Below are 26981 nucleotides of genomic sequence, written 5' to 3' on the forward strand. Positions count from 1 at the left end.
TGGGGACTCGGCGGGTGTGCGGGCGTGCTGGGCACAGCAGTGTCTCCTCGTGGTCGTGCTCCGGGGTACGGATGCGGGTGCTCGGAAGCAGGAGGGAGGGGGCTGCACGACAGGGCGGAGCCGGGCCGGCCGCGTGCTGCGCGGTGGCCTCTATCGCCCGGCGGGCCTGCGGAGGGCGAGGACGGCCACCGCGCCGAGACAGACGCCGGCGGCGATGACGTACACGGCGTCACGGACCCCGTCGAGCAGGTCGGCGCCGGAGAGGTCGTGGCCCCCGGTGTCGGCGACGGCGACCAGGACGGCCAGGCCCACGGCGCCGCCCACCTGGAGCGTGGTCGATGCCATACCGGAGGCGATGCCCTGGTCGCCGGGGGCGACACCGGAGGCCGCCGCGATCCACATTCCGGTCCAGGTGGCGCCCTGACCGAGGCTCAGCAGCACGATGCCGGGCAGCAGGCGCGGATACGAGCCGTCGTCGGAGAGCGCGACGGCCAGGAGCAACGCGCCGACGGCTCCCACGGCCATGCCGCCCAGCATGGTGGTGCGCACCCCGAGGGTGGACACGGCCTTCACACCCGCCTGTGTTCCGACGGCGACGACGACGGCGGGGACGAGGAAGGCGAGGCCGGTGTTCAACGCGCTGTAGCCGTGCACCGTCTGGAAATACAGGGTCAGGAAGTAGGGGACGGAGCTGAACGTGGCGCTGAAGAGCGCGGTCAGGGCCATGGCGCCGACCAGACCACGGTGGGCGAACATGCGTGCCGGGGTGAGGGGATCGACGGTGCGCGCCTCGACGAGGGCGAAGAGCGACAACAGGGCGACGGAGAGGGCCGCGCAGATGAGGACGCCGCCGCTGCTCCAGCCCGCCTCGGGTGCGCGGACGAGGACGAACACCAGCAGGGTGATCCCCGAGGTGGCCGTCAGGGCGCCCAGGAGGTCGAAATCCCGTCGCCGGGACAGTGGTCCGTCGGCGGGGAAGAGAAGCGCACCGGCCAGCGCGATTCCTCCGGCCAGGGGAATGTTGACGAGGAACACCGACTGCCAGCCGAAGGCGTCCACGAGTACCCCGCCCAGCAGTGAGCCGAAGCACAGGCCGCCCGCGCCGGCGGCTCCCCAGACGGCCAGCGCCCGGTTACGGCTCGGGCCCTCGTCGTAGAGCGTGTTGATCAGGGAGAGGGTGGCGGGAAACAGGAGGGCGCCGCCGATGCCCTGGACGGCGCGGACCGCGACGAGGACACCCGCGGAGCCGGACAGCCCACCCACCAGGGACGAGAGGGCGTACAGCAGTGCGGCAAGGACGAAGATCCGGCGTCGTCCGAGCAGGTCCGTGGCCCGCCCTCCGAGGAGGAGGAACCCTCCGGTGGCCACGACATAGGCGCTGACCACCCATTGGAGATCCTGGCCGGAGAACCCCAGCCCGCTGCCGATGCTGGGGAGGGCGACGTAGACGATGTTGAAGTCGAGGGAGATGACCAACTGCGCCGTGGCAAGGACGAACAGGGGCAGTCCGAGACGCCGGCGCGGCGGAGCGGGTGACGACTTCAAGGCAGACATTTACGAACAATCCCCCACGACGCTGAGCAAGTGCTGTGTTGTGAATTCGCCGGCTTCGAACTGTGAATCATTTGTGCGGAGCGCGGCTCGTTCTGGATCGTGGCTCACTCCCTGCGCTGTGACAAGCCATCTCCCTCCGTTTCCGGACTGGCGCAGATTCGGATTGCTGGAATCGCTCGTGTGTGCGACGGAGTCCTTGGGGTGGCGATTCCCCCGGGCTTTTATCCCCTGTGGTGTCGATAATCGCCAGTAAACCTGTTCTTTTCGGCCATTCGAGGGTTGGCTGCACGTTGAATAGATGACCAGTTCCCCTGCTGATTCACATTGAATTGAGGCCGTACCGCAGAGGCCTTTTAAAGTAGTCGGACGGGAAGTCGTCCTGGTTCCCGGCGGTGTCGATATTCTTCATCACATCGTCCGGGTGGCGATTCTCCTGGATACCCCCGTACGGTATGCGGCATGAGGATGTCGTCCACCGATAACGAAAAGCGAAGTTTCGTCGTACCCCCCGTTCTGCTGGGGTTCGTCTTCCTCCTGTGCGCGCTGACGGCTGTGTCGTACGCCGTCGGTCGCGAGGCGGGTCCTGTGGCTCCCGGAATGCACCGGACCGGGGACAGCCCTGGAAGTACCGGCGGGCCGGGAATGCCGGACACGCATGGCATGGGCGCCGTGGACCGCACCGCGCGGGAGGGCCGATGACGCCCGCCGACCACCGTCCGGCACAGGACGGATCCCTGGTGACCACCGATCTGGTGGTCGGCGGGATGACATGTGCCGCCTGCGTGGGGCGGGTGGAGAAGAAGCTGGGCCGGGTCGAGGGCGTGACGGCGACGGTCAACCTGGCCACGGGCCGGGCCCGGATCTCCCATCCCGTGGCGGTGACCCCGCAGGAACTGATCTCGACGGTCGAGAAGGCGGGCTACACCGCCGAACTGCCGCCGCCACCCGCCCCGGACGACGAAGCGGCTCCGGGCGAGCGGCGGGAGGCAGCCGCCGGGAACGAACGGAACAGGCTCTGGATCACGACGGCGCTGTCGGTGCCCGTTCTGGTGCTGTCCATGGTCCCGGCCCTGCAGTTCGACTACTGGCAGTGGGTGTGCTTCAACCTGACCACGGTGGTCGTGCTGTGGAGCGCGTGGCCGTTCCACCAGCGGGCGTTCAAGGGGCTGCGCCACGCCGCGGCGACCATGGACACCCTGGTCTCCCTCGGCGTGATCGCCTCCTTCCTGTGGTCCGGATACGCGCTGTACTTCGGGGGCGCGGGTGAACCGGGCATGCGCATGCCGTTCAACCTGCTGCCCGGCGCCGAAGCCGGTAGCGCCCATCTGTACCTGGAGGCGGCGGTGAGCGTGCCGCTCTTCGTGCTCGCCGGGCGGTACCTGGAGGCCCGGGCCAAGCACGGCACGGGATCGGCCCTGCGCGCGCTCGCCGAACTCGGGGCCAAGGACGTCGAGCTGACGGAGGACGGCGGCAACCGCCGGATCCCGATCTCCGAACTCCGGGTGGGGCAGGAGTTCGTGGTGCGCCCCGGGGAGAAGGTCGCCACGGACGGGGTCGTGGCCGAGGGCAGCTCCGCCCTGGACCTGTCCCTGGTCACCGGCGAGAGCGCCCCTGTGGAGGTGGGCCCGGGATCCGCGGTGGTGGGCGCCGCCGTCAACGCCGGCGGGCTGCTCGTGGTCCGCGCCACCGCGGTCGGCGCCGACACCCAACTCGCCCGGATCACCCGGCTGGTGACCGACGCCCAGGCGGGCAAGGCCCGCATCCAGCGGCTCGCCGACTCCGTCGCCGGTGTCTTCGTGCCCGCCATCATCGCGGTGGCGTGCACGGTGCTCGGCTTCTGGCTCGGCGCCGGGGCGGACGGGGAGTCCGCCGTCACGGCGGCGGTGGCCGTACTCGTCGTCGCCTGCCCCTGCGCACTCGGCCTGGCCACACCCACCGCCTTCCTGGCGGCCACCGGACGCGGGGCACAACTCGGCGTGCTCATCCGGGGGCCCGAGGCGCTGGAGCGGTTGCAGCGCGTCGACACCGTGGTCTTCGACAAGACGGGCACCCTCACCACCGGTCACATGACGCTTCTGGAGACGACCGTAAGCGCCGCCGCCGAGGACGCGGCGCAGGTGCTGCGGCTGGCCGGAGCGGTCGAGTACGGCTCCGAACACCCCATCGGCCGGGCCGTCGTCGCCGCCGCGCGCCGTGCCGCCGACGGTGCGCGGCTGCCACCGGTGACCGGTTTCCGGGCCGTGGCAGGGTCCGGGGTGCACGGCCTGGTGGACGGCCGGGAGGTCTCCGTGGGGCGCCCGCGGCCCGACACCGTCCTGCCCGACAAGCTGCGGGAGGCACTGGACCGCGCCGAAGCCGCAGCGCACACCGCCGTCCTCGTCGAAATCGACGGCCGCCCCGTCGCCGTCCTCGCCGTCGGCGACAGCCTGCGGCCCTCCAGCGACCACGCCGTACTCCAGCTGCAGGTACTCGGCATCGAGCCGATCCTGGTGACCGGCGACAGTCCGACGGCCGCCCACGCCGTGGCCGAGCAGGTGGGTATCGAGGAGGTGCACGCCGGGATCACCCCGGAGGGCAAGGCGGACATCGTCGCGCGGCTCCAGGCCGAGGGACGACGCGTGGCGGTCATCGGCGACGGGGTCAACGACGCCGCCGCCCTGGCCTCGGCCGACCTGGGCATCGCCATGGGCGGCGGAACCGACGCGGCGATCGGCGCCGCCGACATCACCCTCGTACGTGAGGACATGCAGGCGGTCGTGGAGGCGGTACGCCTCACCCGCAGAACCCTGACCACCATCCGGGCCAACCTGATCTGGGCCTTCGGCTACAACGTGGTCACCGTCCCGCTGGCGGCCACCGGCTGGCTGAACCCGATGTTCGCCGCGGTGGCGATGTCCGCCAGCTCCGTCCTCGTGGTCACCAACAGCCTGCGGCTACGGGCCCACCGGGCCGCTCCACCGGTCTCCGCTCCCGCGGAGGGCGCCGACGACACCCGTACCCGGAAGGACACCGATGACCTCAGCGTCAGCAGCATCCGCTGAACGCCCCGCCCCGCTGTGGCGCCGTCTGGCCGTATCCGGTGGCGTGCGCGCCGCGCTGGTGCCGACGGGCACGTGCGCGGCGGTTCTCGTACTGCTCTCCCTCTACACGGCGAGCGGGGCGGCCGGCGAGCCACCGCAGAACATCACTGTCAGCGACGGCCGTATCTTCCGGCCGACCGACTCCGCCCTCACCTCGGCCTTCTTCTCCATCCGCAACACCGGTGGCACCAAGGACGTCCTGGTGTCCGTCTCCTCCCTGGACCTCGGAGTCACCGTGCTCGCCCGCACGGTCACGGAGAACGGCGAGAACGACACGAAGCCCATCGGTCCCGTCACCGTTCCGGCCGGGGGCAGCCTGCGTATGGAGCCGTCCACCATCAAGGTGGCGGTCCTCGACCCGCCGACGCTGGAACTCGGGAAAGAGATCCGCTTCGACCTGTGGTTCCGGAACTCCGGCCAGGTCAAGGCCACCGCGGTGACGGTGAGCCCCGGCCCCTTGTGACGACGGACGGCGCTCGCTCAGACCTCGCCCATCAGTGTGCGGATCTCGGTGACGAGCGCGACGAGCGCCGCCCGCTCGGGAAGGGTGGTGTCCGGGTGCCAGAGGTCGACGAGCAGGCAGGTACGCGGGCGGGCCCCGTGGTTCCACGCCTCATGCTCGAACGAGTAGTCGAAGAGCAGGCACTTGCCCTCGTCCCAGGACCGGGTCTCACCGGCGACCGTGATGCCGCACCCGTCCGGGATGTCGACGGCGAGATGCAGGTTGATGCTGAAGTTCCACAGGTCGCAGTGAGGATCGATCGCCGCACCGGGCAGGAGGGTCGAGAAGTGACACTCCAGGAGGGGGCAGATCTTCTCCGTGTCGACGGCGTGCTCCCTCAGCACCTTGAACGCGGTGGGAACGGTCTCGGCCGACTCCTCGACCAGTGCCCCCTTGCGGAACAGGTACAGGGCCTGCCAGTCCTGCTGGCGTGTGAGGTAGTGCTCGTAGTCCGAGAAGGCGTTCCGGCGGGCCGTCCAGGCGGTTTCCAGTTCTGCCTTGATCGAGGCGTGATTCGCCTCCAACGCCTGCACCACCGGGCTCAGTTCAGGATGTTCGTACGGATCGTGCCAGGGCTGCTGAGAAATTCCGGGCATGACCCATTTGGCGCCCTTCTGCAGGTGATGCCGTTGCCGGGTCCTCGCCTCCAGCATCTCCTCGACCCGCTCGATCGATTCCGGTCCGTACCTGTCCCGAATCGCGGCGAAGGCGTTCTCTATCTCCGGTGTCATGGGTGTCTCCAGGATTCCGAGGTCGAATAGGTCAGGGCCTCCGCCCGGACAGCAGGGGGAGTACCCCTGCCGTCCGGGCGGAAAGCGATCGTCGCCGTGGCTGTGGAGGCGTGAGGGGAGCGGAAAATGCCTCCGCGCACTCCCTGTGCTCCCAGTGCCTCCGATTCCCGACCGGAGCCGGGAACCAGAAGCAGTCGCGGCACGACTACGACTATTCAGTGGGGACGGTTGAATTCCCGCTCCCGCAGTTCCGGCTCTCCGCACAACTCGGCGGCCCACAGCAGGGTGTTCAGCTCCTCACGGGCCCGCGCCACCCGGGAGCGGACGGTGCCGATCGGACAGCCCACGGCGGAGGCGGCGTCGGCGTAGGACAGTCCGAGGAGCTGGGTCAGTACGAACGCCTCACGGCGTGACGCGTCCAGGCCGTCGAGCAGGTCGAGCAGTGCCACGCCCTCCTCGAAGCCCGGTAACCCGGACGGCTGGGTGCCTTCGGCCGCGGTTCGCCAGTCGGCGGTCTCGGCGACCTGGGGGCGGGCGGAGGCGTACCGGTAGCGGTCGATGACCGACCGGCGGGCGATCGCCATGAGCCAGGTGCGGACGCCCGAACGGCCGGCGAACTGCGGCAGGCTGTTCAGGGCGCGCAGGAAGGCGTCCTGGGCCAGGTCGTCGGCGCCGTGCGTGTCGCCACTGAGGTGGGCCACGAACCGCCAGACGTCGCTGTAGGTCGCCCGAACGAAACGCTCGACGGCGACGGGGTCGCCGTTCCGTGCGGCCAGCGCCCAGTCGGTCACTTCCTCTTCGTCGGTTCCCGGACCGGATGGCCTCGGGGCAAGCCTGGCAAGGGCAGGGATCATCGCAAAGCGTCCTTCGGGATACTGCGGGCGCGCACCAGGGAACGGCGGGGCGCGGCCCGGCAGGTCGGGGGCACTCACGACACGCCGCGTCCACGGCGGGCGGACACGCCGGAGCGCCATGGGCCGAGGGCCGGCGTGCGGCGCCGCGGTGCCGCCTCACGGTGTGTACGGCCGACGGGCACGCCGGTACTCCGCCTGTCGATGACAGACGGTCAGCGGTGGGCGACGTACCCCGGAGGACCCCTGCGCGAGACGACGTGGTGCAGCAGCACCCCACGCAGCCTGCGGACGGGGCGGCGTGGGACTACCGGACGGTCGGGCAGCTGCGGCCTGGCCAGTGCACCCGTGATCCGCAGCGCCAGCCGCAACGGCACGAACAGCGCGGCGGCGAGTGTGCGGCCGAGCCGGAACGCCGCGACCTCACCGCGCCACAGCCACAGCCCGCACACCAGGGCGGCGAGCGAGTGCGCGCCGAGCATGACGGCGGAGGCGTCGTCACTGGGCACCAGCATGCTCATGGGGCCCATCTCCATGGAGCTCATGTCCATCGAGCCCATGCCCATGCCCAGGTGATCCATGTGATCCATGTGATCCATGTGATCCATGTGATCCATGTGGTCCACGAGCTGTGCGTGGCTCATGCCCTTCATGAGCTCGACGTGCTCCGCGCTCGGCACGGAAGCCGTCGGCCCCGGGTGCAACAGATCGAACAGGGAGTGCAGGACGAGTTGGGCGACAACCGTGGAGCCGGTCACCACCAGGGCGCCGCGCTCACGCCCGGCGACCCACCACGCGGCCGACGCCGTGCCGACGGTGGCGCTCCCCAGGACCGGCCAGGACGGAGACATGCCGGATGCCCAGGCATGGCCCAGAGCCGCCGTCAGCACGCAGACGACCGCGAAGAACGCGGCTCGTACGGCGCGAGATGCCGGCCCGGTGGTCATGTCGACATGGTGTCATCAGACGGCTGGGCGAAAGGGTGTATCCGGCAACCGTGCACGGACGGACAGGCCGATGCCCTCCCCGCGATGTTCCGTGGGCGACGGGGAGAGGCCGTAATGAGCGTCCGTACAGCATTTCCTTCCCAAGACGTCGGTCGGCGGGGCGAGTTGGTTCCCGTGCCGCGGCGGGAGATTTCTCACGTCCGGGCTCCGCGCTCACGGTGCGAGAGACCGGGTGGGCGCGGCGATGCCCGCCGGGTCCCGGACGCCCTGGGCGGGTCTGCCACGGCCCTCCGCCAGGGCGGGATCGGCCGGGCCGGCGGCTAACGCGGAGGGCGCCGGTGTGGTGGTGCGCACCTGTCGGTGGACGTGGCTCGCCGGTCCGAGGCCGTCGAGGACCTGTGTCACCTGTCGGCGGACTCGTTCGTCGGCGGAGGCGTCCAGTACGGCGATCGTGGCGGCGTCGGTGTCCTGCGGGCGCAGGTGGTCGAGGGCCGGGACGTGCCGGACACGTACGTCCAGGCGGGCCGCCTGGGGCAGCGCGGTCCTGACGACGGGGCTGTCTCCGCGACCGGTCACGAGCAGAACGTCGGACTGGGCCAGTACCGAGCCGACGGCGGTGTACAGGTCGTCCATCGTGTAGCACCACTCGCGCGGATGCTGTCCCTTCAGCCGGGGGAAACGCCGGCGCAGCACGGTCAGCACACGTGCCGCCTCGGTCACGACGGTGCCCGGGGCGACGACATAGGCGAGGCGATCCGGATCCGGGACCGTGAGGGATTCGGCCTGCTCCGGCGTCGCGACGGGGCGTCCGCGCGCGGGGAGGATTCCGTCCCACCACGTTCGGGAGGCGGGGGTGTTCGGTACGCCCACGACGAGCACGTCGTCGCCTCGGTCCAGGAAGCGGCGCAACGACCGTGCGGCGTTCTCCACCGCGCCGCACGCGGTCGCGCCGGGACATCCGCAGGCCTGCCACGGGCCGGGGGAGTGGCAGGGCTGTTGCCCCGGCACCCGGGTGCCGGTCCGCCCCGCGGTGTCCAGGCGCGGCTGCGGCGCGTCGAGGCGTACGTACAGCATCCGGCGGGTGCGCAGTGCGGTGGACCAGGCCGCGATCTGTTCGCGGGCGAAGGAGGCCGTGGCGGTGTCCGCACCGTGGACGGCGATGGCCAGCCCGCTGTGGCCGCCGTCCGGATTCTCGTAGGAGACGGCGAAGACGGCCGTCCGCGGCGCGCCGTCGGCGTGAATGCCCGGTTGGCGCAGCGCCCGGGAGCGGGCTTCGTATCCGGCTCGTCGTGCGTGGGCCGTCAGAAGGCGGTGGGCGGGGCAGTCGATCGGGCCGCGCACCGGGTGCGTCCACGATGTGGCCACTTCCAGTGTTCCCGGTGCGAGGAGTGGGGCGGTTGCGCGGAACACTTCGGAGAGCACGCTTCGGTTCATCGTTCCTGAAGGGGAGGTTGGGGACACGCGACAGCGTCATCCAAGACGGCTGGCCGGCCCCGGTGCCGCTCTTGTCGGGGAGCACCACCCCAATGGATCAGTGATCACTGCGGAGGGCTCCGGCCGTCCTCGGCCTCCTCCGTGCCTCGCGCGCCCGGGCGAGCAGGATCGCGGCGGACCGGTTGCCGGCGTGTGGGCGCAGCCGCGCGGTCAGGGCGCGGAGCCGGTCGTCGGCCCGGGCGCTGGAGATGTGGGGGTAGAGGTCCAGGAAGGCGTGCCAGGTGTGGCAAGCCTGGTCGAGGTGGCCGATGGTGAGCTGGGTCTCCGCCAGTTCGGCGAGACAGACGGCGTGGGAGCGTCGCTCGTCGGCGGGGCGGTGGCGCAGGGCGCGGCCGAGCGCTTCCACGGCGGTCCGGTGGCGTCCCTGGCTGCGGGCCGCCGCCGCGTGCTGGAGTGCGAGCGAGCCCAGATGGAAGGAGCCGACCGGTGAGGTGGTACTCCCCGACGCGCTTTCCAGGCACTTATCGGCCCGTACGAGATGGCGGACATGACCACGGTCACCCAGGGCCGCGCCGGTGACCGCCAACTGACCGAGAAGGAAGGCCTGTTGGTGTGGTGGAGTGTGCCGGACACCGACCAGCACGGCCTGCTCGGCAAGACGGTGGGCGGCGGCATGGTGTTCGAGCGCGTGAGCCTGGACACTCAGGCCCCGCAGGGCCAGGGCGTAGCCGACGCGGTCTCCTGCCTCGCGGGCGAGTTCGGCGCTCGTGAGGTAGAAGTGCTGGGCCGCGGCCTGGTGGTTGGTGTCGAAGTGGGCGAACGCGCACAGGTAGGTGAGGCGGGCGGCCACGCTGAACAGCTCCCCGCGCACAACGGGTTTGAGGTCCGCCCTGAGCCAGGGCAACACCGCCGTGGCCAGGTACCGGCGCAGTGGCTGCCGTATCCGGCCGGCGCCGAAGACGGCGTCGCCGCGGGCGAGAACGTCGAGCAGTTCACGCGCCGATTCGACGTGCGCCATGCCGATGGCCGATCCCGCGCCGGTCCGGGGGGCAGGCCCTCGGACCGGCGCGGTCGGCCGGTGCGGGGCTGTCAGCGTCCCGAGTGAATAGGCGCCCAGCAGGGAGGCGGTCCGTCGGTCGGTGAGGCGCAGCAGGTGATCGAGGCGGTCCACTCCGCTCCCTTCGCCGGGCGGGGCGCCGGGCAGGTCGCCCGGGTCCTGTCCGCGTGCGGTCAGCCCAGTGTCCTGCGGCCGGACGGGCCTGCCCAGATGGCGTGAGAGGGCCTCGGCGACGAGAGCGGGGACGGGCGGCCGGGGCCGGCTGCCGGCCAGCCAGTGGGCCACCGATGTGCGGTCGTAGTGCAGTGCCGCTCCCTGCTCGCCGCCGAGCGCGTTCACCTCCCGTGCCAGCCGGGCGCCGCTCCATCCGGCCTGGTCCAGGAGGCTTCGTAAGTCCTGGTTCGGTGTGCGGGCAGATCGCACGGCCCTTCCCTCGCCTTCGTGACGGTCGGTGGATGCGGACGTTCAACGTCCGCACAGCTTCAACGTCCTGGTCGCCCGCGCCCGGGGTGGAAGCGCTTTCGCGCGAGCAGGGTCAGTGTGGAGCGCGGTCGCGGCGATGTGCAGTGCGCAAGATCGGCGCATCCACCGCAGCCGTGCGCCCCTCGTGCGGTGACCCGTACCTGGAGCGACGGACAGAGAAGGACGGAGCAGGATGGAGATGGGCGCGAGCGCATCGCGGCTCCCCGGTCAATCGTGGCACCCCGGCGAATCGCGGCTCCCCGGTCATTCGTCCGGCCGGTGGAGAACCGTGCACCTGTTTCCCGGGCAGGGCGACTTCTCCGTCGGCGCTCTGGTACGCGCCGTACGGGCCGACGCGTCGATGCGCACGGCCGCCGAGCAGGTCTTCGAGGCGATCGACGGCGTCGCCGGGGAGCGTGGACTTCGGCCGCTGGGGCCCTGGTTGCTGGGCCCGACGCCGCCGACCGCTCGCGAGCTGGCCGGTGACGCCGTCGGAGCCGCACAACTCGCCCTGTTCGGAGCTTCTATGACGGTGCATCAGGCTCTGTGCCGGTCCCACGGCGCGCCGTTGGCCGTCGTCGGGGTGAGCTTCGGGGAGATCGCGGCGCTCACCGCCGCCGGTGTTCTCACCCTGGACGACGGCGCGCGTGCCGCACACGACCTCGCGCGCGTCCTTTCCGCCTGCCCCGGCGGACTGACCCTCCTGGCCTGTCCGGAACGGGCCGCGCGTGACCTGATCGACGGTGCGGGCACTCGGGACGTGGTGGTGGCCGTGGTCAACGACGACCGGTCCGTCGTGGTCGCCGGGTCCGTCGCCGAACTCGCCCGCGTCGAGAAGGCGGCGGCGCTGACGGAGGTGACCGCCCTGCGCCTCCGTCTGCCGTTCACCTCCCACCATCCCGCGCTCCAGGCCGAGTCGGAGGCGTTCGCCCGGGCGGTGCGGGCCTACGACCGCGCCGAGGCACGCTTTCCCGTTCACTCGGCCGTGGCCGGCCGCGCCTACACCGCCGCCGACGACCTCCCCCGGCGGCTGGCCGACTGCCTGGTGCGGCCCGCCAGGGTGCCCGACGTCCTGCGCCAGGTGGCGCTGTGCGAACCGGACGTCGTCTTCGAGGCCGGCACCGGCAGCGCCCTCGCGTCCAGCGCCCGCGCGGTCCTGTCCCGACACCCCACGCTCGTACGCGCTCCGCTCGCGGAACCCGGCTCACCTTCCCGATGACCTTCCCCGCCGATCTCCCTGGAGTCCCCTGATGTCCTCCGCACCTCCTCCCGCAGCCGCGCACGAGGCGTTACGGCAGTTCGTCGACGGCCCCTGCGACCCCTCCTTCCTCTCCGCCCTCCACAAGGCGCTGGCCGCCGACCCGGGGGCGCACGGCGTCCGCAGCGAGCGTCTGCTGCGCCGGCTGAGGGCGCTCGGCGAGGAACTGCCGCCCGCCCGCCGGCTCTTCGAGGACCCGGCCCGGCTGGCCGCGCTGCACGCCTGGACGGCGGTGGCGGATCCCGGCCTGTGCATGACGGCACTGGTCCACTACCTGCTCTGCCTCGGGTCCATGGCCCAACTCTCCGACGACCCCGCCGCGTTGGAGACCCGCATGGCGGCGCTGGAGTCCGGACGCACCAAGGGCGTGTACCTGATCACCGAGGTGGGTCAGGCCAACAGCCACCTCGCCACGGCCACCCGCGCCGAATTCGACCCGGCGAGCGGCGAGTTCGTCCTGCACACCCCCGACCCCGGCGCCGTCAAGTTCTGCGGCGCCGGATCACGCACCGTCCCGCAGACCGGCGTGGTCCTCGCGCGGCTGTACGCCGGGGGAGTCGACCGGGGCGTCTTCGCGTTCGTGGCCGACATCACCGACGAGCACGGGCCCCTGCCCGGCATCGAGATGTCCTCGGGCCTCGAACTCGGCGCCCTGCCACTGGACTACGTCCACCTCCGCTTCCACACCGTCCGCCTGCCGTTCGCCCACTGGCTCGGCGACGGCGCCCGCATCGACGGTGACGGCACCTTCCACGATCCGGCCGGCTCCCCCGACCGCCGACTCCAGCGCACCCTGCGGGTGGGCCAGGGGCTGTGGGCGACGATGCCCGCGGTGGCAGCCGCGACCTGCCGTCAGTCCGCCGTCCAGGCCGTCAACTACGCACGGCAGCGACGTACTCAGGGGCGGCTCGCCCCCGGCGCACCGCTGCTCGGCTACCGCAGCCAGCAGCGCGCCGTGCTGGGCGCCCTCGCCGACGCGTTCGCCCTGACCTGCGCCGCCCGCCGGACGAGCGGCATGTGGGCCGACGCCCTCAAGGCCTCGGACGCCCCGCGGGCCGACACCGCCATGGGGCTCTCGCCCTGGGCCGCGGTCAGCGCCCCGCTGGCCGCCTACAAGGCCCTCGCGGTGCGTACGGCGGCCCGTGTCGCCGCCGACTGCCAGCGCCACTGCGGCTTCTCCGGCCATCTGGACATCAACGGCCTGGCCGGATACCACGGCTTCCACCACGCCTTCGACACCGCGGGCGGAGACAGCCAGCTCATCCTGTACGACGTCGGTCGTACGCTGGTCGAACAGTACGTCCCCGCACAGGCACAGGCACAGGCCGCGCCCGGCGCCCCGTCCCCCGACTCGCCGCTGTGGTGGCCGGCGCTCGCCCGGCGCCACGAGCACCTGCTGACCGAGCACCTGCGACGGCTCCACGACCTCCGTGCCCAGGAGGCGGCAGACCCCTTCGACCTCTGGAACCCCCTCCTGGAGGACGCCGGCCTGCTCGGCGAGCTGCACGCGACCCGGCTCATGGCCGACGACGTGGCACACACCCTCGCACGGACGACGGACCCCGCACTCACCCGGGCCATCGCACCCCTCGCCGCACTGCACGGCGTCACCACGGCCCGACGCTGGGCCGGATCACTGCTCACCCGCGGTGCGCTGCGGCCCGCGGACGTCGACGCCCTCACGGCTGCCGCCGACCGGCTGTGCGACGAGATCCTGCCCCACCTCCCGCTGCTGACCGAGGCGTTCGCCTTCCCGGACGACATCGTGGCCGCCCCGCTCGCCGCCGCGGACGTCAACGCGGCGACGGACGCGGGCCTGACGTGGACGCCGGGAGGAACGGCATGACGGACGCAGCCGGCCACCGACGTATCGGTGTCCTCGGCATGGGCACGTATCTGCCGGCCCAGGTGCGTTCCAACGCCGACGTGGCCCGTGACGCCGGGGTCACTCCTGAGTGGATCAGCGAGCGCACCGGCGTACGGCAACGCCATGTCGCCGCCGCCGGCGAGGCCGCCTCCGACCTGGCCGCCCGTGCGGTGCGTGCCGCGGCCGACACAGCCGGGATCGACGTGCGCGACGTCGGGTTGCTGGTCTGCGCGACCTCCACGCCCGACGAACTGGGCCCGTCGACCGCCTGCCGGATCCAGGCCGTGCTGGGCGCCTCCCGGGCCGTCGCCCTCGACGTCAGCGCCGCCTGTTCCGGATGGCTCTTCGCGGCGAAGGTGGCGCACGACTGGCTGCTCGCCTCCCCGGAGATCCGGTACGCGGCGGTCGTGGGCGTCGAGGCGTACTCGAAGTTCCTCGACCCCACCGACCGGGGCACGGCGGTGCTGTTCGCCGACGGAGCCGCCGCCTCGATCCTCTCTCCGGTGGCCGCTCCGCAGGGCTTCGCCCACTTCGCCTTCGGCTCCGACGGCACCCTCGCCGACCGGGTGCTCATCCCGGCGGGCGGCAGCCGCCTGCCCGCCGACGCGGACACGATCGCGCGGGGGGACCACCGCATCCGCATGGACGGCCGGACCATCAGCCGCTTCATCACCGACGTCTTCCCGGGGCTGATCACCGACACGCTCGACCGCGCAGGCCTCTCCCTCCAGGACATCGACCGCGTCGTCGCCCACCAGCCCAACCCCGTGCTGCTCCGCCGTATGGGAGCCGAACTGGGCATCCCCGAAGGCCGGTTGGTCGTCGTCGGCGACGAAGTGGGCAACATCGGCGCCGCCAGCACGCCGTACGCCCTCGCCGCCGCAGCGCGCGACGGACTGCGGGTCGGCGACCGGGTCCTGCTCGCCGTGTTCGGCGCCGGCATGACCTGGGGCAGCGGGCTGCTCACCTGGACCGGAGCACCGGCCCGCACCACGCCCACCCGGACCTCCCCGCCCGAACCCCACGAGACAGAAGGAGCCCCCGATGAACGCTGTTGACCTCTTCCGCCTGGACGGCGCCCGTGCCCTGGTGACCGGTGCCTCGCGGGGCATCGGCAGGGCCGTCGCCCAGGGGCTGGCCGACGCAGGCTGCGACCTGGCCCTGACGGCCCGCACCCCGGCCGCCCTCGACGACACCGTGCGCTCGGTCCAGGACCGGGGACGCAAGGCCGTCGCCCTCGACGGTGACCTGGCGGAACCCGGCACCGCGGCCGACCTCGTCGACCGGGCCGCCGCCGCGCTGGGCGGCCTCGACGTGATCATCCACAACGCCGGCACGCTGCCCACCGCCGAGGACGGGGCACCGCTCCTGGTGCCCCTGCAGCAAGCCCGGCAGGAGGACTGGGAGGCCGTCGTATCGGTCAACCTCAACGCCACGGCGGCCCTGTGCCGCGCCGCCCACCCGCACCTGGCCGACTCAAGGCGGGCCAGTCTCGTCCTGATGTCGTCCGTCGCCGGACTCGTCGGCACTCCCATGATGGAGGCGTACGCGGCCACCAAAGCCGCCCAGCTGTCCCTGACCCGCTCGCTGGCCGTCGGCTGGGCACGTCAGGGCATCCGGGTCAACGCCCTGTGCCCCGGCTGGACCCGCACCGACATGACCGCGTTCGCCGCCAACACCCAGCCCCTGTCCGACTGGCTCACCAGCCACGTCCCGCTGGGCCGCTGGGCCACCGCCGACGAGGTGGTCGGCGCCGCGCTCTTCCTCGCCTCACCCGCCTCGTCGTTCGTGACCGGGCACGCCCTGGTCGTCGACGGCGGACTGGCGGTGCCCGACGGGGGCCTGGCCGGATATCCCAAGCCGCCCTCCCCGTTCGCCGCCGCGTGAGGGGCCGTTCGTGATGTCCCTTGCTGTGTCCCCCGCCGAGAGCGACGCCACCGCGGTCATCACGGGAATCGGCGCCTGTCTCCCGGAACACGTCGTCGACAACGACACGGTCATCGCGCGCGGCGTGCTGCGCACCGACGACGCCTGGATCCGTAGCAGGACCGGCATCGCGCGCCGCCGCCACGCCGGGCCGGGCACGAGCACCGGCGACCTCGCCGTCGGCGCCGGCCGCGCGGCCCTCGTCTCCGCCGGGGACCACCGGCCCGACATGCTCCTGCTGGCCACGAGCACCCCCGACCACCCCTGCCCGGCGACCGCCCCCGCCGTCGCCCACCGGCTGGGCCTCGGCACGATCCCCGCGTTCGACCTCGCCGCGGTCTGCTCGGGATTCCTGTACGCCCTCGTCACCGCGACCGCCCTGGTCCGCGCCGGAACCTGCTCGACGCCGCTGGTGATCGGCGCCGACACCTACACGACGATCGTCGATCCACGGGACCGGGAGACAGCGCCGATCTTCGGCGACGGCGCCGCCGCGGTCCTGCTCCGACCCGGTGGCCGTGATGCCCCCGGAGCGGTCCTCGCCACCGACCTCGGGGCCGACGGCAGCGGCAGCGACCTCATCACCGTGCCCGGCGGCGGCTCGCGCCACCCCCGCGGGCTGCCCCCGCCCGACCCCGACTCGCACTACTTCCGCATGCGCGGACGCACGGTCTACGCCCACGCCGTACGCCGTATGACGCAGTCCTCCCGCGCAGTCCTGGGCCGGACCGGCTGGCCGCCCGACACCCTCGGGGCGTTCATCGGCCACCAGGCCAACCAACGCATCCTCGACGCCGTCGCCGAACGCCTGGGAATCGCCGCGGCCCGCCGGTTCGGCACCATCCACCACACCGGCAACACCGCCGCCGCGTCGATCCCCCTCGTCATGGCCGACAGCACGGTGCACGCGGCGGTCCGGCCCGGCGAGCGAACCCTGCTCACGGCCTTCGGCGGTGGCCTCACCTGGGCATCCGTCGCCCTCAACTGGCCGAACGCCGTGCCCCGTTCGCAGGCGCCGCCCGCAGGCCCGGCCACCGCACCGCTGTCCACCGCCGACCTCTCAGGGAGCCACCCATGGCCCACGACCACGCCGACATCCACGCCCGCCTCGTGACCGTACTCAGCGACAAGTTCGAAGTCCCCGCCGACCGGATCGACGCATCCGCCACCCTCGACGGGCTGTACCTGGACTCACTGGCCGTGGTGGAGCTGTACGTCACCCTGCAGGAGGAGTGGCAGATACCCCTCGACGACTCCACGGCCTCCGGCGATCTCACCGTCGCGGACGTGACCCGCGCGGTGGCCGAGCTCCTCGGGGATCCCGACCGTGGAGCGGCGTGATGCGCGCGCAGGAGATCGCCGTCACCGGCATCGGTCTGGTCACGCCCGGCGGGGTCGGCACCGAGGCGACCTGGGAAGCGGTGTGCGCCGGACGCTCGGCGGCGCGCACCGACCCCGCCCTCCAGGGACTGCCCGTCACCCTCTCCTGTCGCGTACCACCGTCCGAGAAACGCCCGGGCAGGCTCTGGCGCCACGACCGGTCCACCCGTTTCCTCCTGCTCGCGGCCGAGGAAGCCCTCGCCTCGGCGGGGCTCGCGGGGCGGGACTGGGACCCCGCACGGGTCGCCGTGGTCGTCGGCACCGCCGCGGGCGGCATCGACACCCTGGAGACGCAGCACCGCAAGCTGCTCACCACCGGGCACACCACCGTGTCCCCGATGACCCTGCCCGCCTTCCTGCCGAACATGGCCGCAGGCCATCTCGCACTCGAACTCGGCGTCAGGGGCCCCTCCCTGCAGACCTCGACGGCCTGCGCCTCCGGGGCCACCGCCCTCATCACTGCTCTGCTGCTCCTGCGGGCGGGGGCCTGCGACATCGCCGTCGCGGGCGGGACCGACGCGATGGCCACGCCGCTGTGCGCCGCCGCCTTCGCCAAGATGGGGGCGCTCTCCCGGCGCGAGCACGATCCCGGCCGGGCCTCACGGCCGTTCGACAAGGAGCGTGACGGGTTCGTCCTCGGTGAGGGCAGCGCCCTGCTGGTCCTCGAACGCCGCCGGCACGCCGAGGCGCGGGGCGCCGGACCCCTGGCCGTCCTCGCCGGTCACGGCAGTACCAGCGACGCCCACCACCCCACGGCACCGCACCCGGAGGGAGCCGGGCTGCGGGCCGCGATCGAGGCCGCTCTCGCCGATGCCGGGGCGCACACCGACGACGTCGACCACATCAACGCCCACGGCACGAGCACCCCGCTCAACGACAGCGCGGAAGCCGCGGTCGTCCGCGGCCTCTTCGCCGGCCGGCACCCGCCGGTCACCTCGGCCAAGGGAGCCCTCGGGCACACCATGGGTGCCGCGGGCGCCATCGAAGCGGCCCTCACGGTGCTGACGATCGCCCGCGCCACGATCCCGCCGACCGCCAACTTCGAGGCACCCGACGCCACCACCGCCGGCCTCGACATCGTCGCGGGGACCCCTCGCACCCAACGGACCGGACTCGCCCTCAGCCACTCCCTCGGCTTCGGAGGCCACAACACGGTGCTCGCGCTGACCCCGGCCTGAACCGCAGGGCGCTCAGATGTCCCGGAAGATCTCGATCTGCGCCCCCACCGAGTTCAGCCGCTCCGCCAGATCCTCGTACCCGCGGTTGATGACGTAGACGTTGCGCAGCACGGACGTGCCCTCCGCCGACATCATCGCCAGCAGGACCACCACCGCCGGCCGCAGTGCGGGCGGGCACATCATCTCGGCGGCCCGCCAGCGGGTCGGGCCCTCGACCAGCACCCGGTGCGGGTCGAGGAGCTGGAGGCGTCCGCCGAGGCGGTTGAGGTCGGTCAGGTAGATCGCGCGGTTGTCGTAGACCCAGTCGTGGATGAGGGTCTTGCCCTGGGCGGAGGCCGCGATGGCCGCGAAGAACGGCACGTTGTCGATGTTCAGGCCCGGGAAGGGCATCGGGTGGATCTTGTCGATCGGCGCCTCCAGCTTGGAGGGCCGGACCGTCAGGTCGACCAGCCGTGTACGGCCGTTGTCCGCGAAGTACTCGGGCGTACGGTCGTGATCGAGCCCCATCTCCTCCAGGACCGCCAGCTCGATCTCCAGGAACTCGATCGGCACCCGGCGCACGGTCAGTTCGGACTCCGTGACGACCGCCGCCGTCAGCAGGCTCATCGCCTCGACCGGGTCCTCGGAGGGCGAGTAGTCCACGTCGGCGTCGATGGTCGGTACGCCGTGCACGGTGAGCGTCGTCGTGCCGACGCCCTCGACCCGCACGCCCAGGGCCTCCAGGAAGAAGCACAGGTCCTGGACCATGTAGTTGGAGGACGCGTTGCGGATGACGGTCACCCCGTCGTGCCGGGCGGCGGCGAGCAGCGCGTTCTCGGTGACGGTGTCCCCGCGCTCGGTCAGCACGATCGGACGGCCGGGGGAGACGGAGCGGTCGACCCGGGCGTGGTAGAGCCCCTCCGTCGCCGCGATGTCCAGCCCGAACCGGCGCAGCGCGATCATGTGCGGCTCGATGGTCCGGGTGCCGAGGTCGCAGCCACCCGCGTACGGCAGCCTGAAGCTGTCCATGCGGTGCAGCAGCGGGCCGAGGAACATGATGATCGAGCGCGTCCGGCGGGCTGCCTCGGCGTCGATCGCCGCCATGTTCAGCTCGGTCGGCGGCACGATCTCCAGGTCGACGCCGTCGTTGATCCACCGCGCCCGTACGCCGATCGAGTTGAGCACCTCCAGCAGGCGGTACACCTCTTCGATGCGGGCGACGCGGCGCAGCACTGTGCGCCCCTTGTTGAGGAGCGAGGCGCACAGCAGTGCGACACACGCGTTCTTGCTGGTCTTGACGTCGATGGAGCCGGAGAGCCGACGACCGCCGACCACGCGCAGATGCATCGGCCCCGCGTACCCCAGAGAGACGATCTCACTGTCGAGTGCTTCACCGATTCGGGCGATCATCTCAAGGCTGATGTTTTGATTGCCACGCTCGATGCGGTTGACCGCGCTCTGACTGGTGCCGAGCGCCTCGGCGAGCTGCGTCTGTGTCCAGCCCCGGTGCTGTCTGGCGTCACGGATGAGCTTGCCGATACGTACGAGGTAGTCGTCTGCCATGGGGTTGAGGTTATCTCAGATATGAGATGGTGCCCTCTGAGGAGTCCGTGCGGGTGACGTACCGTCAGCGGCGCTTGGTGGAACGGGTGCGACGCCACCCGAAGGGTCCGGGCAGATCCATGGACGTCGTACGGCGCCCTGTGCTGCTGTGGGTGTGGCGCGGGCCTTGGCTGCCGCCGGTCGTGATCGACCAGGAGCGCTTGTTGATGTTGAGGCGCACGCCGGGAAGTATCCGGAAGCTCTTGCGGAATGTGAGAGGCATAGAACCCCGTTACCCCGGATCGGCGCGGTCATGGGCCACATCACACGGCGGCAGGGCATGACCATTCGCCACCCATGCACTAGAGTTATCTCGACATCGAGATATCTGCCCAGGCGCGCCGCAGCCCTACGCCGACATAAGTCGGCGGTAAGGGTCACCTTACTTAGCCTTACCTTAGCGGATCGGCCGAGTCGTCGTGGCGGCAGGATGCGGTGGAACGCGCACATCAATGAAGGAGACTGTCGTGTCGGCGAACAGCTTCGACGCCCGTAGCACGCTCAGCGTGGGCGACGAGTCGTACGAGATCTTCCGGCTGGACAAGGTGGAAGGCTCGGCTCGCCTTCCGTACAGCCTGAAGGTGCTGCTGGAGAACCTGCTCCGTACCGAGGACGGCGCGAACATCACCGCCGACCACATCCGGGCCATCGGCGGCTGGGACTCGCAGGCGCAGCCCAGCCAGGAGATCCAGTTCACGCCGGCCCGCGTGATCATGCAGGACTTCACGGGCGTGCCCTGTGTCGTGGACCTCGCCACCATGCGTGAGGCCGTGAAGGCGCTCGGCGGTGACCCGGCGAAGGTCAACCCGCTCTCCCCGGCCGAGATGGTCATCGACCACTCCGTCATCGCCGACAAGTTCGGTACGCCGGAGGCCTTCGGCCAGAACGTCGAGCTGGAGTACGGCCGGAACAAGGAGCGCTACCAGTTCCTGCGCTGGGGCCAGACCGCCTTCGACGACTTCAAGGTCGTCCCGCCCGGCACCGGCATCGTCCACCAGGTCAACATCGAGCACCTCGCCCGTACGGTCATGGTCCGTAACGGCCAGGCGTACCCCGACACCCTGGTCGGCACCGACTCCCACACCACCATGGTCAACGGCCTCGGTGTGCTCGGCTGGGGCGTCGGCGGTATCGAGGCCGAGGCCGCGATGCTGGGCCAGCCCGTCTCGATGCTCATCCCGCGTGTCGTCGGCTTCAAGCTCACCGGTGAGCTGACACCCGGCACCACCGCCACCGACCTTGTGCTGACCATCACGGAGATGCTCCGCAAGCACGGTGTCGTCGGCAAGTTCGTCGAGTTCTACGGCGAGGGCGTGGCCGCCACCTCCCTCGCGAACCGCGCGACCATCGGCAACATGTCGCCGGAGTTCGGTTCCACCGCCGCGGTCTTCCCGATCGACGGCGAGACCATCAAGTACCTCAAGCTCACCGGCCGCTCCGCGCAGCAGCTCGCGCTCGTCGAGGCGTACGCCAAGGAGCAGGGACTCTGGCTGGACCCGGCCGCCGAGCCCGACTTCTCCGAGAAGCTGGAGCTCGACCTCTCGACCGTCGTGCCCTCCATCGCCGGCCCGAAGCGCCCGCAGGACCGTATCGTCCTCGCGAACGCCGCCGAGCAGTTCAAGGCGGACGTCCTCAACTACGTCGACGCCGTGGACGAGGCGGGCAAGGAGTCCTTCCCGGCCTCCGACTCCCCGGCCGTCGCCCCGAACGGCGTCCCGTCCAACCCGGTCACCGTGACCGCCCCCGACGGCTCGACGTACGAGATCGACCACGGTGCGGTGACGGTCGCGGCCATCACCTCCTGCACCAACACCTCGAACCCGTACGTCATGGTCGCCGCCGCGCTCGTCGCGAAGAAGGCCGTGGAGAAGGGCCTGACCCGCAAGCCGTGGGTCAAGACCACCCTCGCCCCGGGCTCCAAGGTCGTCACCGACTACTTCGACAAGGCGGGGCTCACCCCCTACCTCGACAAGGTCGGCTTCAACCTCGTGGGCTACGGCTGCACCACCTGCATCGGCAACTCCGGCCCGCTGCCGGACGAGGTGTCCAAGGCCGTCAACGACCACGACCTGGCCGTGACGTCGGTGCTTTCCGGCAACCGTAACTTCGAGGGCCGGATCAACCCCGACGTCAAGATGAACTACCTGGCGTCCCCGCCGCTGGTCGTCGCGTACGCCCTCGCCGGTTCCATGAAGGTGGACATCACGCGCGACGCGCTCGGCGTGGACCAGGAGGGCAAGCCGGTCTTCCTGGCCGACATCTGGCCCTCCGAGGCCGAGGTCAACGACGTCGTGGCGAACGCCATCGGCGAGGACATGTTCGCCAAGTCCTACGCCGACGTCTTCGCGGGCGACGCCCAGTGGCAGGCCCTGTCGATCCCCGAGGGCAACACCTTCGAGTGGGACCCGCAGTCGACGTACGTCCGCAAGCCCCCGTACTTCGAGGGCATGACGATGGAGACCACCCCGGTCTCGGACATCGCCGGCGCCCGTGTCCTCGCCAAGCTCGGCGACTCGGTCACCACCGACCACATCTCCCCGGCCGGCGCGATCAAGGCCGACACCCCCGGTGGCAGGTACCTCACGGAGCACGGCGTCGAACGCCGTGACTTCAACTCGTACGGTTCCCGCCGTGGCAACCACGAGGTGATGATCCGCGGTACGTTCGCCAACATCCGCCTGCGCAACCAGATCGCGCCGGGCACCGAGGGCGGCTACACCCGCGACTTCACCCAGCCCGACGCGCCCGTGGCGTTCATCTACGACGCCTCGCGCAACTACATCGAGCAGGGCATCCCGCTGGTCATCCTGTCCGGCAAGGAGTACGGCTCCGGCTCGTCCCGCGACTGGGCCGCCAAGGGCACCGCGCTCCTCGGTGTCAAGGCCGTCATCGCCGAGTCGTACGAGCGCATCCACCGCTCGAACCTCATCGGCATGGGCGTTCTCCCGCTCCAGTACCCGGAGGGCGCCACCGCCGAGTCCCTCGGCCTCACCGGCGAGGAGACCTTCTCCTTCACCGGCGTCGAGGAACTGAACAACGGCACCACCCCGCGCACGGTCAAGGTGACCACCGACACGGGCGTCGAGTTCGACGCGGTCGTCCGCATCGACACCCCCGGTGAGGCCGACTACTACCGCAACGGCGGCATCATGCAGTACGTGCTGCGCAACCTGATCCGCAACTAGCCGATCAGGTAGGGCGGTTGGGCCGCACTCCCCACTCCGGGGGGTGCGGCCCTTCGCGTGCGCGCGGCTTTCCGTCCAGCCCGCCGCGCGAGCCGAGTGCCGGACGACCGCCGCACCGTGGCCGACCGTCGCGGACCAGGCCGGCGCGTCCACGGCTCCGGCTCAGGCTGACCACAGGGTTCCCCCAGGAAACCGGGACACGATTCGTACATGTCTGGCACTTCTGGGGTTCGCGGCGCTCATGTCCGTGTGCTGATCGTCGACGACGAACCGGCGCTCACCGAACTGCTGTGCGTGGCCGTCACCGAGGCGGGCTGGCGGCCCTACCCGGCCCTCGACGTCGAGAGCGCGCTGCGGCTCGCCCGCTCCTCGGCCCCGCACACGGTCGTCCTCGACGGCATGCTGCCCGACCTCGACGGCCTCCAGGTGCTCCGCAGGCTGCGGTACGAGAGCCCGCGGCTGCCCGTCCTCATGCTCACCGCCCGCGACGCCCTCGAACACCCTCTCGACGGACTGGAAGCGGGCGCCGACGACTACGTCACCAAGCCGTTCTCCCTGGAGGAGGTCGTGCTGCGGCTGCGCGGACTGCTGCGCCGGTGCGGCGCCGAACAGACGCGCACCGACGACTCCGTACGCGTCCTCGGCGACCTCGTGGTCACCGAGGAGACCCGCGAGGTGCACCGCGACGGCACCCCCGTCCAGCTCACAGCCAAGGAGTTCGACCTGCTCAGCGTGCTGATGGGCCATCCGCGCCAGGTGCTCAGCAAGGGGCAGATCCTCGATCACGTATGGACCGGCTGCTTCTCCAGCGGCGACAACCTCGTCGAGGTGTACATCTCCAGCCTGCGCCGCAAGATCGACAAGGGGCGGGCACCGATGATCCACACCGTGCGCGGACTCGGGTACGCGATCCGGGCGGGGGAGGACGGGAGATGACCGTACGTCCGCGCGGGCGCTCACTGCGGACCCGCCTGCTGTTCTTCATCGGGGTCACCCTGGCCGTGGTGTGCGCCGCCATGGCGGTCACCACCGTCCTCGTCCAGCACGAGTACCTGCTGGGCAGCCTGGACGACCGCGTCGCAAGCGCCGTCGAGCGCAGCCAGGGCGGCGCGGCGCTCCACCCCGAACTCGACACCGACCTCGGCTTCCTCAACGAGAACGGCCAGCCCGCCGGGACCCTGGCCGCCCGTCTCGGCGCCGACGGCACGCTGCTCACCGCGCAGGTCGTCGCCCAGGACGCGGCGCCGCGGGACCTGACCCCCGCCCAGCGGTCGGCACTCGCCGGCATCGAGGCCGACGGCTCGATGCACACCCGTACCGTGCCGGGCCTGGGCACCTACCGGATCAGCGCGGTCGGCGGCACCGCCGACAACGGGGTCCGGGTGCTGACCGGGCTGCCGATGGACGACGTCCAGGACATGATCCGCGGCCTGGTCGTGGTCGAGGCCGCGGTGGCCGTGGCCGGACTGACGGTCGCGGGCTGCGTCTGCGCGGTCGTCATACGACGCCAACTGCGGCCCCTGGGCCGGGTCGCCGCGACCGCGGTCGAGGTCTCGCGGGCACCGCTGGGCCGGGGCGCGGTCGTCGGTCTCACCCGCGTCCCGGAACGCGACACCGACCCGCAGAGCGAGGCCGGCCAGGTCGGCGCCGCCCTCAACCGGATGATCGACCACGTCGAGTCGTCCCTCGCCGAACGCCAGGCCGACGAGGAACGCATGCGGCGCTTCCTGTCCGACGCCAGCCATGAACTCCGTACCCCGCTCGCCTCGATCGCCGGATACGCGGAACTCATGAACCGGGGTACGCAGCGGATCGAACCGGCGCTGGCCTGGCGGCGCGTGTCGGCGGAGTCGGCGCGGATGACGGGGCTGGTGGAGGACCTGCTGCTGCTCGCCCGCCTGGACGAGGGGCGGCCGTTGCAGTCCGCCGAGGTGGACCTCGCGTCGGTGGTCGCCGAGTCGGTGTGGGACGCGCGGGCCGCGGGCGAGAACCACCACTGGCAGCTGGCGCTGCTCCTCGACTCCCCGGCGCTGGTCGTCGGCGACGAGGCGCGGCTCCACCAGGTGGTGGGCAACCTGCTGGCCAACGCACGGGTTCACACCCCTGCCGGTACGACGGTGGTGGCCTCTGCGGAGGTCGTGGACGAGCGGTGCGTCATCCGCGTACGCGACGACGGCCCCGGCATCCCACCGCACCTGCTCCCGTCCGTCTTCGAACGCTTCACCCGAGCCGACGTCTCCCGCGCCCGCAACGGCCCCCAGGCCGGGGGTTCGGGCCTCGGCCTCGCCATCGTGTCGGCCATCGTGGCCGCCCACGGAGGCAGCATCGACGTCGAAAGCGCCCCAGGACACACCGAGTTCACGATCGAACTGCCCACCGCGAGAGCGGTGCCGCCGACGGCATCGCGCCCTGTACTCCGTACGCCCCTGCGGCGGTGACCGGGGGCGTACCCGAGGAACTTCACCGCGGGCGGGGCGGCCTCGCGAGGCCGGTGCGGCCGACAGTGAGGCGGCGCCCCAACTCCCCTTCGGTGTCAGGTTCCGCGCGGGCCGCAGCCATCCGTGTGCGGTCCTCTTGCGTCAGGCGTTTACAACGGCACCGTGCGGCGCTAGCTTCGAAGAAGGGTGAGGTGGGAGCGCTCCCACACCGAGCGGACCGGAACCCGTAAGCGGGAGTCGTTCCCACCTCACCACCCCCCACACATCACACCGTGCGCATCTCACACCGTGCGCATCGCGCATCACGCGCGCCCCTCAGTCGGGCGCGCCCCTTCACCCGCACGTTCCGTACGTACCGCACGACGTACGGCGCATCGCGTACGACTGAAGGAGTTCATGACATGGCCCTGACATCATCGTCCCCACCCTCCCCCCGCACCCCACGCCGATTACCTCTCCCCACCCGAGGCGGAGCCCTTCTCCTCGTCCTCCTGGCGCTGCTCACCGCGATCCCGGCCCTCGGCCTGGTCGTCACGGCGGGTGGTGACGCGGAGGCCCACGGCACCCCGATGAAACCCGGCAGCCGCACCTTCCTCTGCTGGCAGGACGCCCTCACGGACACCGGCGAGATCAAGGCGGTCAACCCGGCCTGCAAGACGGCACAACAGGTCAGCGGAACAACGCCGTTCTACAACTGGTTCTCGGTGCTGCGCTCGGACGGCGCCGGCCGCACCCGGGGCTTCGTCCCCGACGGTCAGCTGTGCAGCGGCGGCAACACCAACTTCACCGGGTTCAACACCCCCAGCGCCGACTGGCCGTTGACCCATCTCACCTCGGGCGCCAATGTCGACTTCTCGTACAACGCGTGGGCGGCACACCCGGGTTGGTTCTACGTCTACGTCACCAAGGACGGCTTCGACCCGACCAAGACACTCACCTGGGACGCGATCGAGCCCCAGCCGTTCCTGAGCGTCGACCACCCGCCGCTCAACGGCAGCCCGGGCAACGTCGAGGCCAACTACTCCTGGAACGGCACACTTCCGGCGAACAAGTCCGGGCGGCACATCATCTACATGGTGTGGCAGCGTTCCGACAGTGCGGAGACCTTCTACTCCTGCTCCGACGTCGTCTTCGACGGCGGCAACGGCGAGGTGACGGGCATCAAGGACCCCGGCAACCCGTCCACCGAGCCCCCGCCCGGCGCGTGCACCGCCACCCGCCGTACGACGGGCACCTGGAACGGCGGCTACCAGGCCGAGGTGACCGTCACCAACTCCGGTACCGTGCCGATGCTCGGCTGGATGGTCGACTGGACCCTCCCGACGGGCCAGGCCGTGGACAGCCTCTGGAGCGGCAACGCGACCTACAACGGCCAGGCGGTGATGGTCCACAACGCCAACTGGAACGGCTCTCTCGATCCGGGCAGGACCGCGACGTTCGGGTACGTCGTCCGGGGCTCCGGCGGTGATACGGCAACTACCCTGCCCTGCCGGGTCGGTTAGACCCGCGGGGCTGCACGTCTGGGCGTAAACACGTTCAAGGCTGCTCAG

Annotated in this window: 21 protein-coding genes; 13 read left to right on the plus strand and 8 right to left on the minus strand. The window is 71.3% G+C overall.

Annotated features, from left to right (window positions below):
* Nucleotides 1-150 precede the first annotated feature (150 nt).
* Entirely contained in the window at nucleotides 151-1554 is a 1404-nt protein-coding gene (locus tag IEY89_RS13795; RefSeq protein WP_189147665.1) for an MFS transporter, read from the minus strand.
* 695 nt (nucleotides 1555-2249) lie between these two features.
* Between IEY89_RS13795 and IEY89_RS13800 the strand changes: the two genes are divergently transcribed.
* Both IEY89_RS13800 and IEY89_RS13805 read left to right on the plus strand, forming a co-directional pair.
* Entirely contained in the window at nucleotides 2250-4595 is a 2346-nt protein-coding gene (locus IEY89_RS13800) for a heavy metal translocating P-type ATPase (RefSeq protein ID WP_229695210.1), read from the plus strand.
* A complete protein-coding gene (locus IEY89_RS13805; RefSeq protein WP_189147666.1) occupies nucleotides 4567-5097 on the plus strand; it encodes a copper chaperone PCu(A)C in 531 nt (176 codons plus the stop codon). Before IEY89_RS13800 ends, IEY89_RS13805 begins: the two co-directional genes overlap by 29 nt.
* A 17-nt stretch (nucleotides 5098-5114) precedes the next feature.
* Here IEY89_RS13805 and IEY89_RS13810 read toward each other — a convergent pair whose 3' ends face one another.
* The 5 genes from IEY89_RS13810 to IEY89_RS13830 all read right to left on the minus strand — a co-directional run bounded on the left by IEY89_RS13810 (nucleotide 5115) and on the right by IEY89_RS13830 (nucleotide 10579).
* Nucleotides 5115-5867: an aspartyl/asparaginyl beta-hydroxylase domain-containing protein gene (locus tag IEY89_RS13810; RefSeq protein WP_189147667.1), complete on the minus strand. Its 753-nt coding sequence runs from the start codon at nucleotides 5865-5867 to the stop codon at nucleotides 5115-5117.
* 215 nt (nucleotides 5868-6082) lie between these two features.
* The gene (locus IEY89_RS13815; protein ID WP_189147668.1) at nucleotides 6083-6721 is read right to left on the minus strand and encodes a sigma-70 family RNA polymerase sigma factor; all 639 of its coding nucleotides are present in this window, start codon (nucleotides 6719-6721) and stop codon (nucleotides 6083-6085) included.
* A gap of 212 nt (nucleotides 6722-6933) precedes the next feature.
* Nucleotides 6934-7665: a hypothetical protein gene (locus IEY89_RS13820; RefSeq protein ID WP_189147669.1), complete on the minus strand. Its 732-nt coding sequence runs from the start codon at nucleotides 7663-7665 to the stop codon at nucleotides 6934-6936.
* Between the two features lie 213 nt (nucleotides 7666-7878).
* Nucleotides 7879-9030, minus strand: a complete 1152-nt coding sequence (locus IEY89_RS13825; RefSeq protein ID WP_189147670.1) for a 4-hydroxy-3-methylbut-2-enyl diphosphate reductase — start codon at nucleotides 9028-9030, stop codon at nucleotides 7879-7881.
* Nucleotides 9031-9196: 166 nt separating this feature from the next.
* Nucleotides 9197-10579 (minus strand): tetratricopeptide repeat protein, encoded by a 1383-nt coding sequence (locus IEY89_RS13830; RefSeq protein WP_189147671.1) that lies wholly within the window; start codon nucleotides 10577-10579, stop codon nucleotides 9197-9199.
* Nucleotides 10580-10907: 328 nt separating this feature from the next.
* Between IEY89_RS13830 and IEY89_RS13835 the strand changes: the two genes are divergently transcribed.
* Genes IEY89_RS13835 through IEY89_RS13865 form a run of 7 tightly spaced genes read left to right on the plus strand, consistent with a single transcriptional unit; the run spans nucleotide 10908 to nucleotide 18227 of the window.
* Complete coding sequence (locus IEY89_RS13835; protein WP_229695211.1) at nucleotides 10908-11837, plus strand: acyltransferase domain-containing protein; 930 nt, start codon at nucleotides 10908-10910, stop codon at nucleotides 11835-11837.
* 31 nt (nucleotides 11838-11868) lie between these two features.
* On the plus strand, nucleotides 11869-13722 hold the full coding sequence (locus IEY89_RS13840) for an acyl-CoA dehydrogenase (RefSeq protein WP_189147673.1): 1854 nt from the start codon (nucleotides 11869-11871) through the stop codon (nucleotides 13720-13722).
* Nucleotides 13719-14801: a 3-oxoacyl-ACP synthase III family protein gene (locus tag IEY89_RS13845; RefSeq protein WP_189147674.1), complete on the plus strand. Its 1083-nt coding sequence runs from the start codon at nucleotides 13719-13721 to the stop codon at nucleotides 14799-14801. Before IEY89_RS13840 ends, IEY89_RS13845 begins: the two co-directional genes overlap by 4 nt.
* Nucleotides 14788-15630 (plus strand): SDR family NAD(P)-dependent oxidoreductase, encoded by an 843-nt coding sequence (locus IEY89_RS13850; protein ID WP_189147675.1) that lies wholly within the window; start codon nucleotides 14788-14790, stop codon nucleotides 15628-15630. The genes IEY89_RS13845 and IEY89_RS13850 overlap by 14 nt, the downstream gene beginning before the upstream one ends.
* Nucleotides 15631-15643: 13 nt before the next feature.
* On the plus strand, nucleotides 15644-16783 hold the full coding sequence (locus tag IEY89_RS13855; protein WP_189147676.1) for a beta-ketoacyl-ACP synthase III: 1140 nt from the start codon (nucleotides 15644-15646) through the stop codon (nucleotides 16781-16783).
* Nucleotides 16744-17010 carry an acyl carrier protein gene (locus IEY89_RS13860; protein ID WP_189147677.1) on the plus strand — a complete coding sequence of 89 codons (267 nt, stop codon included), beginning with the start codon at nucleotides 16744-16746 and terminating at the stop codon, nucleotides 17008-17010. Before IEY89_RS13855 ends, IEY89_RS13860 begins: the two co-directional genes overlap by 40 nt.
* On the plus strand, nucleotides 17010-18227 hold the full coding sequence (locus IEY89_RS13865; RefSeq protein ID WP_189147678.1) for a beta-ketoacyl-[acyl-carrier-protein] synthase family protein: 1218 nt from the start codon (nucleotides 17010-17012) through the stop codon (nucleotides 18225-18227). Before IEY89_RS13860 ends, IEY89_RS13865 begins: the two co-directional genes overlap by 1 nt.
* 12 nt (nucleotides 18228-18239) lie before the next feature.
* Here the strand turns inward: IEY89_RS13865 and IEY89_RS13870 are convergent, their stop codons facing one another.
* Together IEY89_RS13870 and IEY89_RS13875 are read right to left on the minus strand one after the other, a co-directional pair.
* Complete coding sequence (locus IEY89_RS13870) at nucleotides 18240-19769, minus strand: helix-turn-helix domain-containing protein (RefSeq protein WP_189147679.1); 1530 nt, start codon at nucleotides 19767-19769, stop codon at nucleotides 18240-18242.
* A gap of 64 nt (nucleotides 19770-19833) precedes the next feature.
* A complete protein-coding gene (locus IEY89_RS13875; RefSeq protein WP_189147680.1) occupies nucleotides 19834-20031 on the minus strand; it encodes a DUF4236 domain-containing protein in 198 nt (65 codons plus the stop codon).
* A gap of 244 nt (nucleotides 20032-20275) precedes the next feature.
* On the opposite strand from IEY89_RS13875, the gene acnA reads away from it, so the two are divergent.
* From acnA to IEY89_RS13895, 4 genes are all read left to right on the plus strand, one after another.
* A complete protein-coding gene (acnA, locus tag IEY89_RS13880) occupies nucleotides 20276-22993 on the plus strand; it encodes an aconitate hydratase AcnA (RefSeq protein WP_308437434.1) in 2718 nt (905 codons plus the stop codon).
* 210 nt (nucleotides 22994-23203) lie between these two features.
* Nucleotides 23204-23929 (plus strand): response regulator transcription factor, encoded by a 726-nt coding sequence (locus IEY89_RS13885; protein ID WP_189147682.1) that lies wholly within the window; start codon nucleotides 23204-23206, stop codon nucleotides 23927-23929.
* Entirely contained in the window at nucleotides 23926-25431 is a 1506-nt protein-coding gene (locus IEY89_RS13890; RefSeq protein WP_189147683.1) for a sensor histidine kinase, read from the plus strand. Before IEY89_RS13885 ends, IEY89_RS13890 begins: the two co-directional genes overlap by 4 nt.
* 401 nt (nucleotides 25432-25832) lie before the next feature.
* Nucleotides 25833-26933 carry a lytic polysaccharide monooxygenase auxiliary activity family 9 protein gene (locus IEY89_RS13895; RefSeq protein WP_189147684.1) on the plus strand — a complete coding sequence of 367 codons (1101 nt, stop codon included), beginning with the start codon at nucleotides 25833-25835 and terminating at the stop codon, nucleotides 26931-26933.
* Nucleotides 26934-26981: the final 48 nt, after the last annotated feature.

Origin of the sequence: Streptomyces lacrimifluminis (assembly GCF_014646095.1) — a bacterium.
GTDB lineage: Bacteria > Actinomycetota > Actinomycetes > Streptomycetales > Streptomycetaceae > Streptomyces > Streptomyces lacrimifluminis.

Coding starts and splice junctions, on each gene's coding strand:
- IEY89_RS13795 (WP_189147665.1), bottom strand. CDS start 1,554: ATGTCTGCCTTGAAGTCGTCACCCGCTCCGCCGCGCCGGCGTCTCGGA.
- IEY89_RS13800 (WP_229695210.1), top strand. CDS start 2,250: ATGACGCCCGCCGACCACCGTCCGGCACAGGACGGATCCCTGGTGACC.
- IEY89_RS13805 (WP_189147666.1), top strand. CDS start 4,567: ATGACCTCAGCGTCAGCAGCATCCGCTGAACGCCCCGCCCCGCTGTGG.
- IEY89_RS13810 (WP_189147667.1), bottom strand. CDS start 5,867: ATGACACCGGAGATAGAGAACGCCTTCGCCGCGATTCGGGACAGGTAC.
- IEY89_RS13815 (WP_189147668.1), bottom strand. CDS start 6,721: ATGATCCCTGCCCTTGCCAGGCTTGCCCCGAGGCCATCCGGTCCGGGA.
- IEY89_RS13820 (WP_189147669.1), bottom strand. CDS start 7,665: ATGACCACCGGGCCGGCATCTCGCGCCGTACGAGCCGCGTTCTTCGCG.
- IEY89_RS13840 (WP_189147673.1), top strand. CDS start 11,869: ATGTCCTCCGCACCTCCTCCCGCAGCCGCGCACGAGGCGTTACGGCAG.
- IEY89_RS13845 (WP_189147674.1), top strand. CDS start 13,719: ATGACGGACGCAGCCGGCCACCGACGTATCGGTGTCCTCGGCATGGGC.
- IEY89_RS13850 (WP_189147675.1), top strand. CDS start 14,788: ATGAACGCTGTTGACCTCTTCCGCCTGGACGGCGCCCGTGCCCTGGTG.
- IEY89_RS13855 (WP_189147676.1), top strand. CDS start 15,644: ATGTCCCTTGCTGTGTCCCCCGCCGAGAGCGACGCCACCGCGGTCATC.
- IEY89_RS13860 (WP_189147677.1), top strand. CDS start 16,744: ATGGCCCACGACCACGCCGACATCCACGCCCGCCTCGTGACCGTACTC.
- IEY89_RS13865 (WP_189147678.1), top strand. CDS start 17,010: ATGCGCGCGCAGGAGATCGCCGTCACCGGCATCGGTCTGGTCACGCCC.
- IEY89_RS13870 (WP_189147679.1), bottom strand. CDS start 19,769: ATGGCAGACGACTACCTCGTACGTATCGGCAAGCTCATCCGTGACGCC.
- IEY89_RS13875 (WP_189147680.1), bottom strand. CDS start 20,031: ATGCCTCTCACATTCCGCAAGAGCTTCCGGATACTTCCCGGCGTGCGC.
- IEY89_RS13885 (WP_189147682.1), top strand. CDS start 23,204: ATGTCTGGCACTTCTGGGGTTCGCGGCGCTCATGTCCGTGTGCTGATC.
- IEY89_RS13890 (WP_189147683.1), top strand. CDS start 23,926: ATGACCGTACGTCCGCGCGGGCGCTCACTGCGGACCCGCCTGCTGTTC.
- IEY89_RS13895 (WP_189147684.1), top strand. CDS start 25,833: ATGGCCCTGACATCATCGTCCCCACCCTCCCCCCGCACCCCACGCCGA.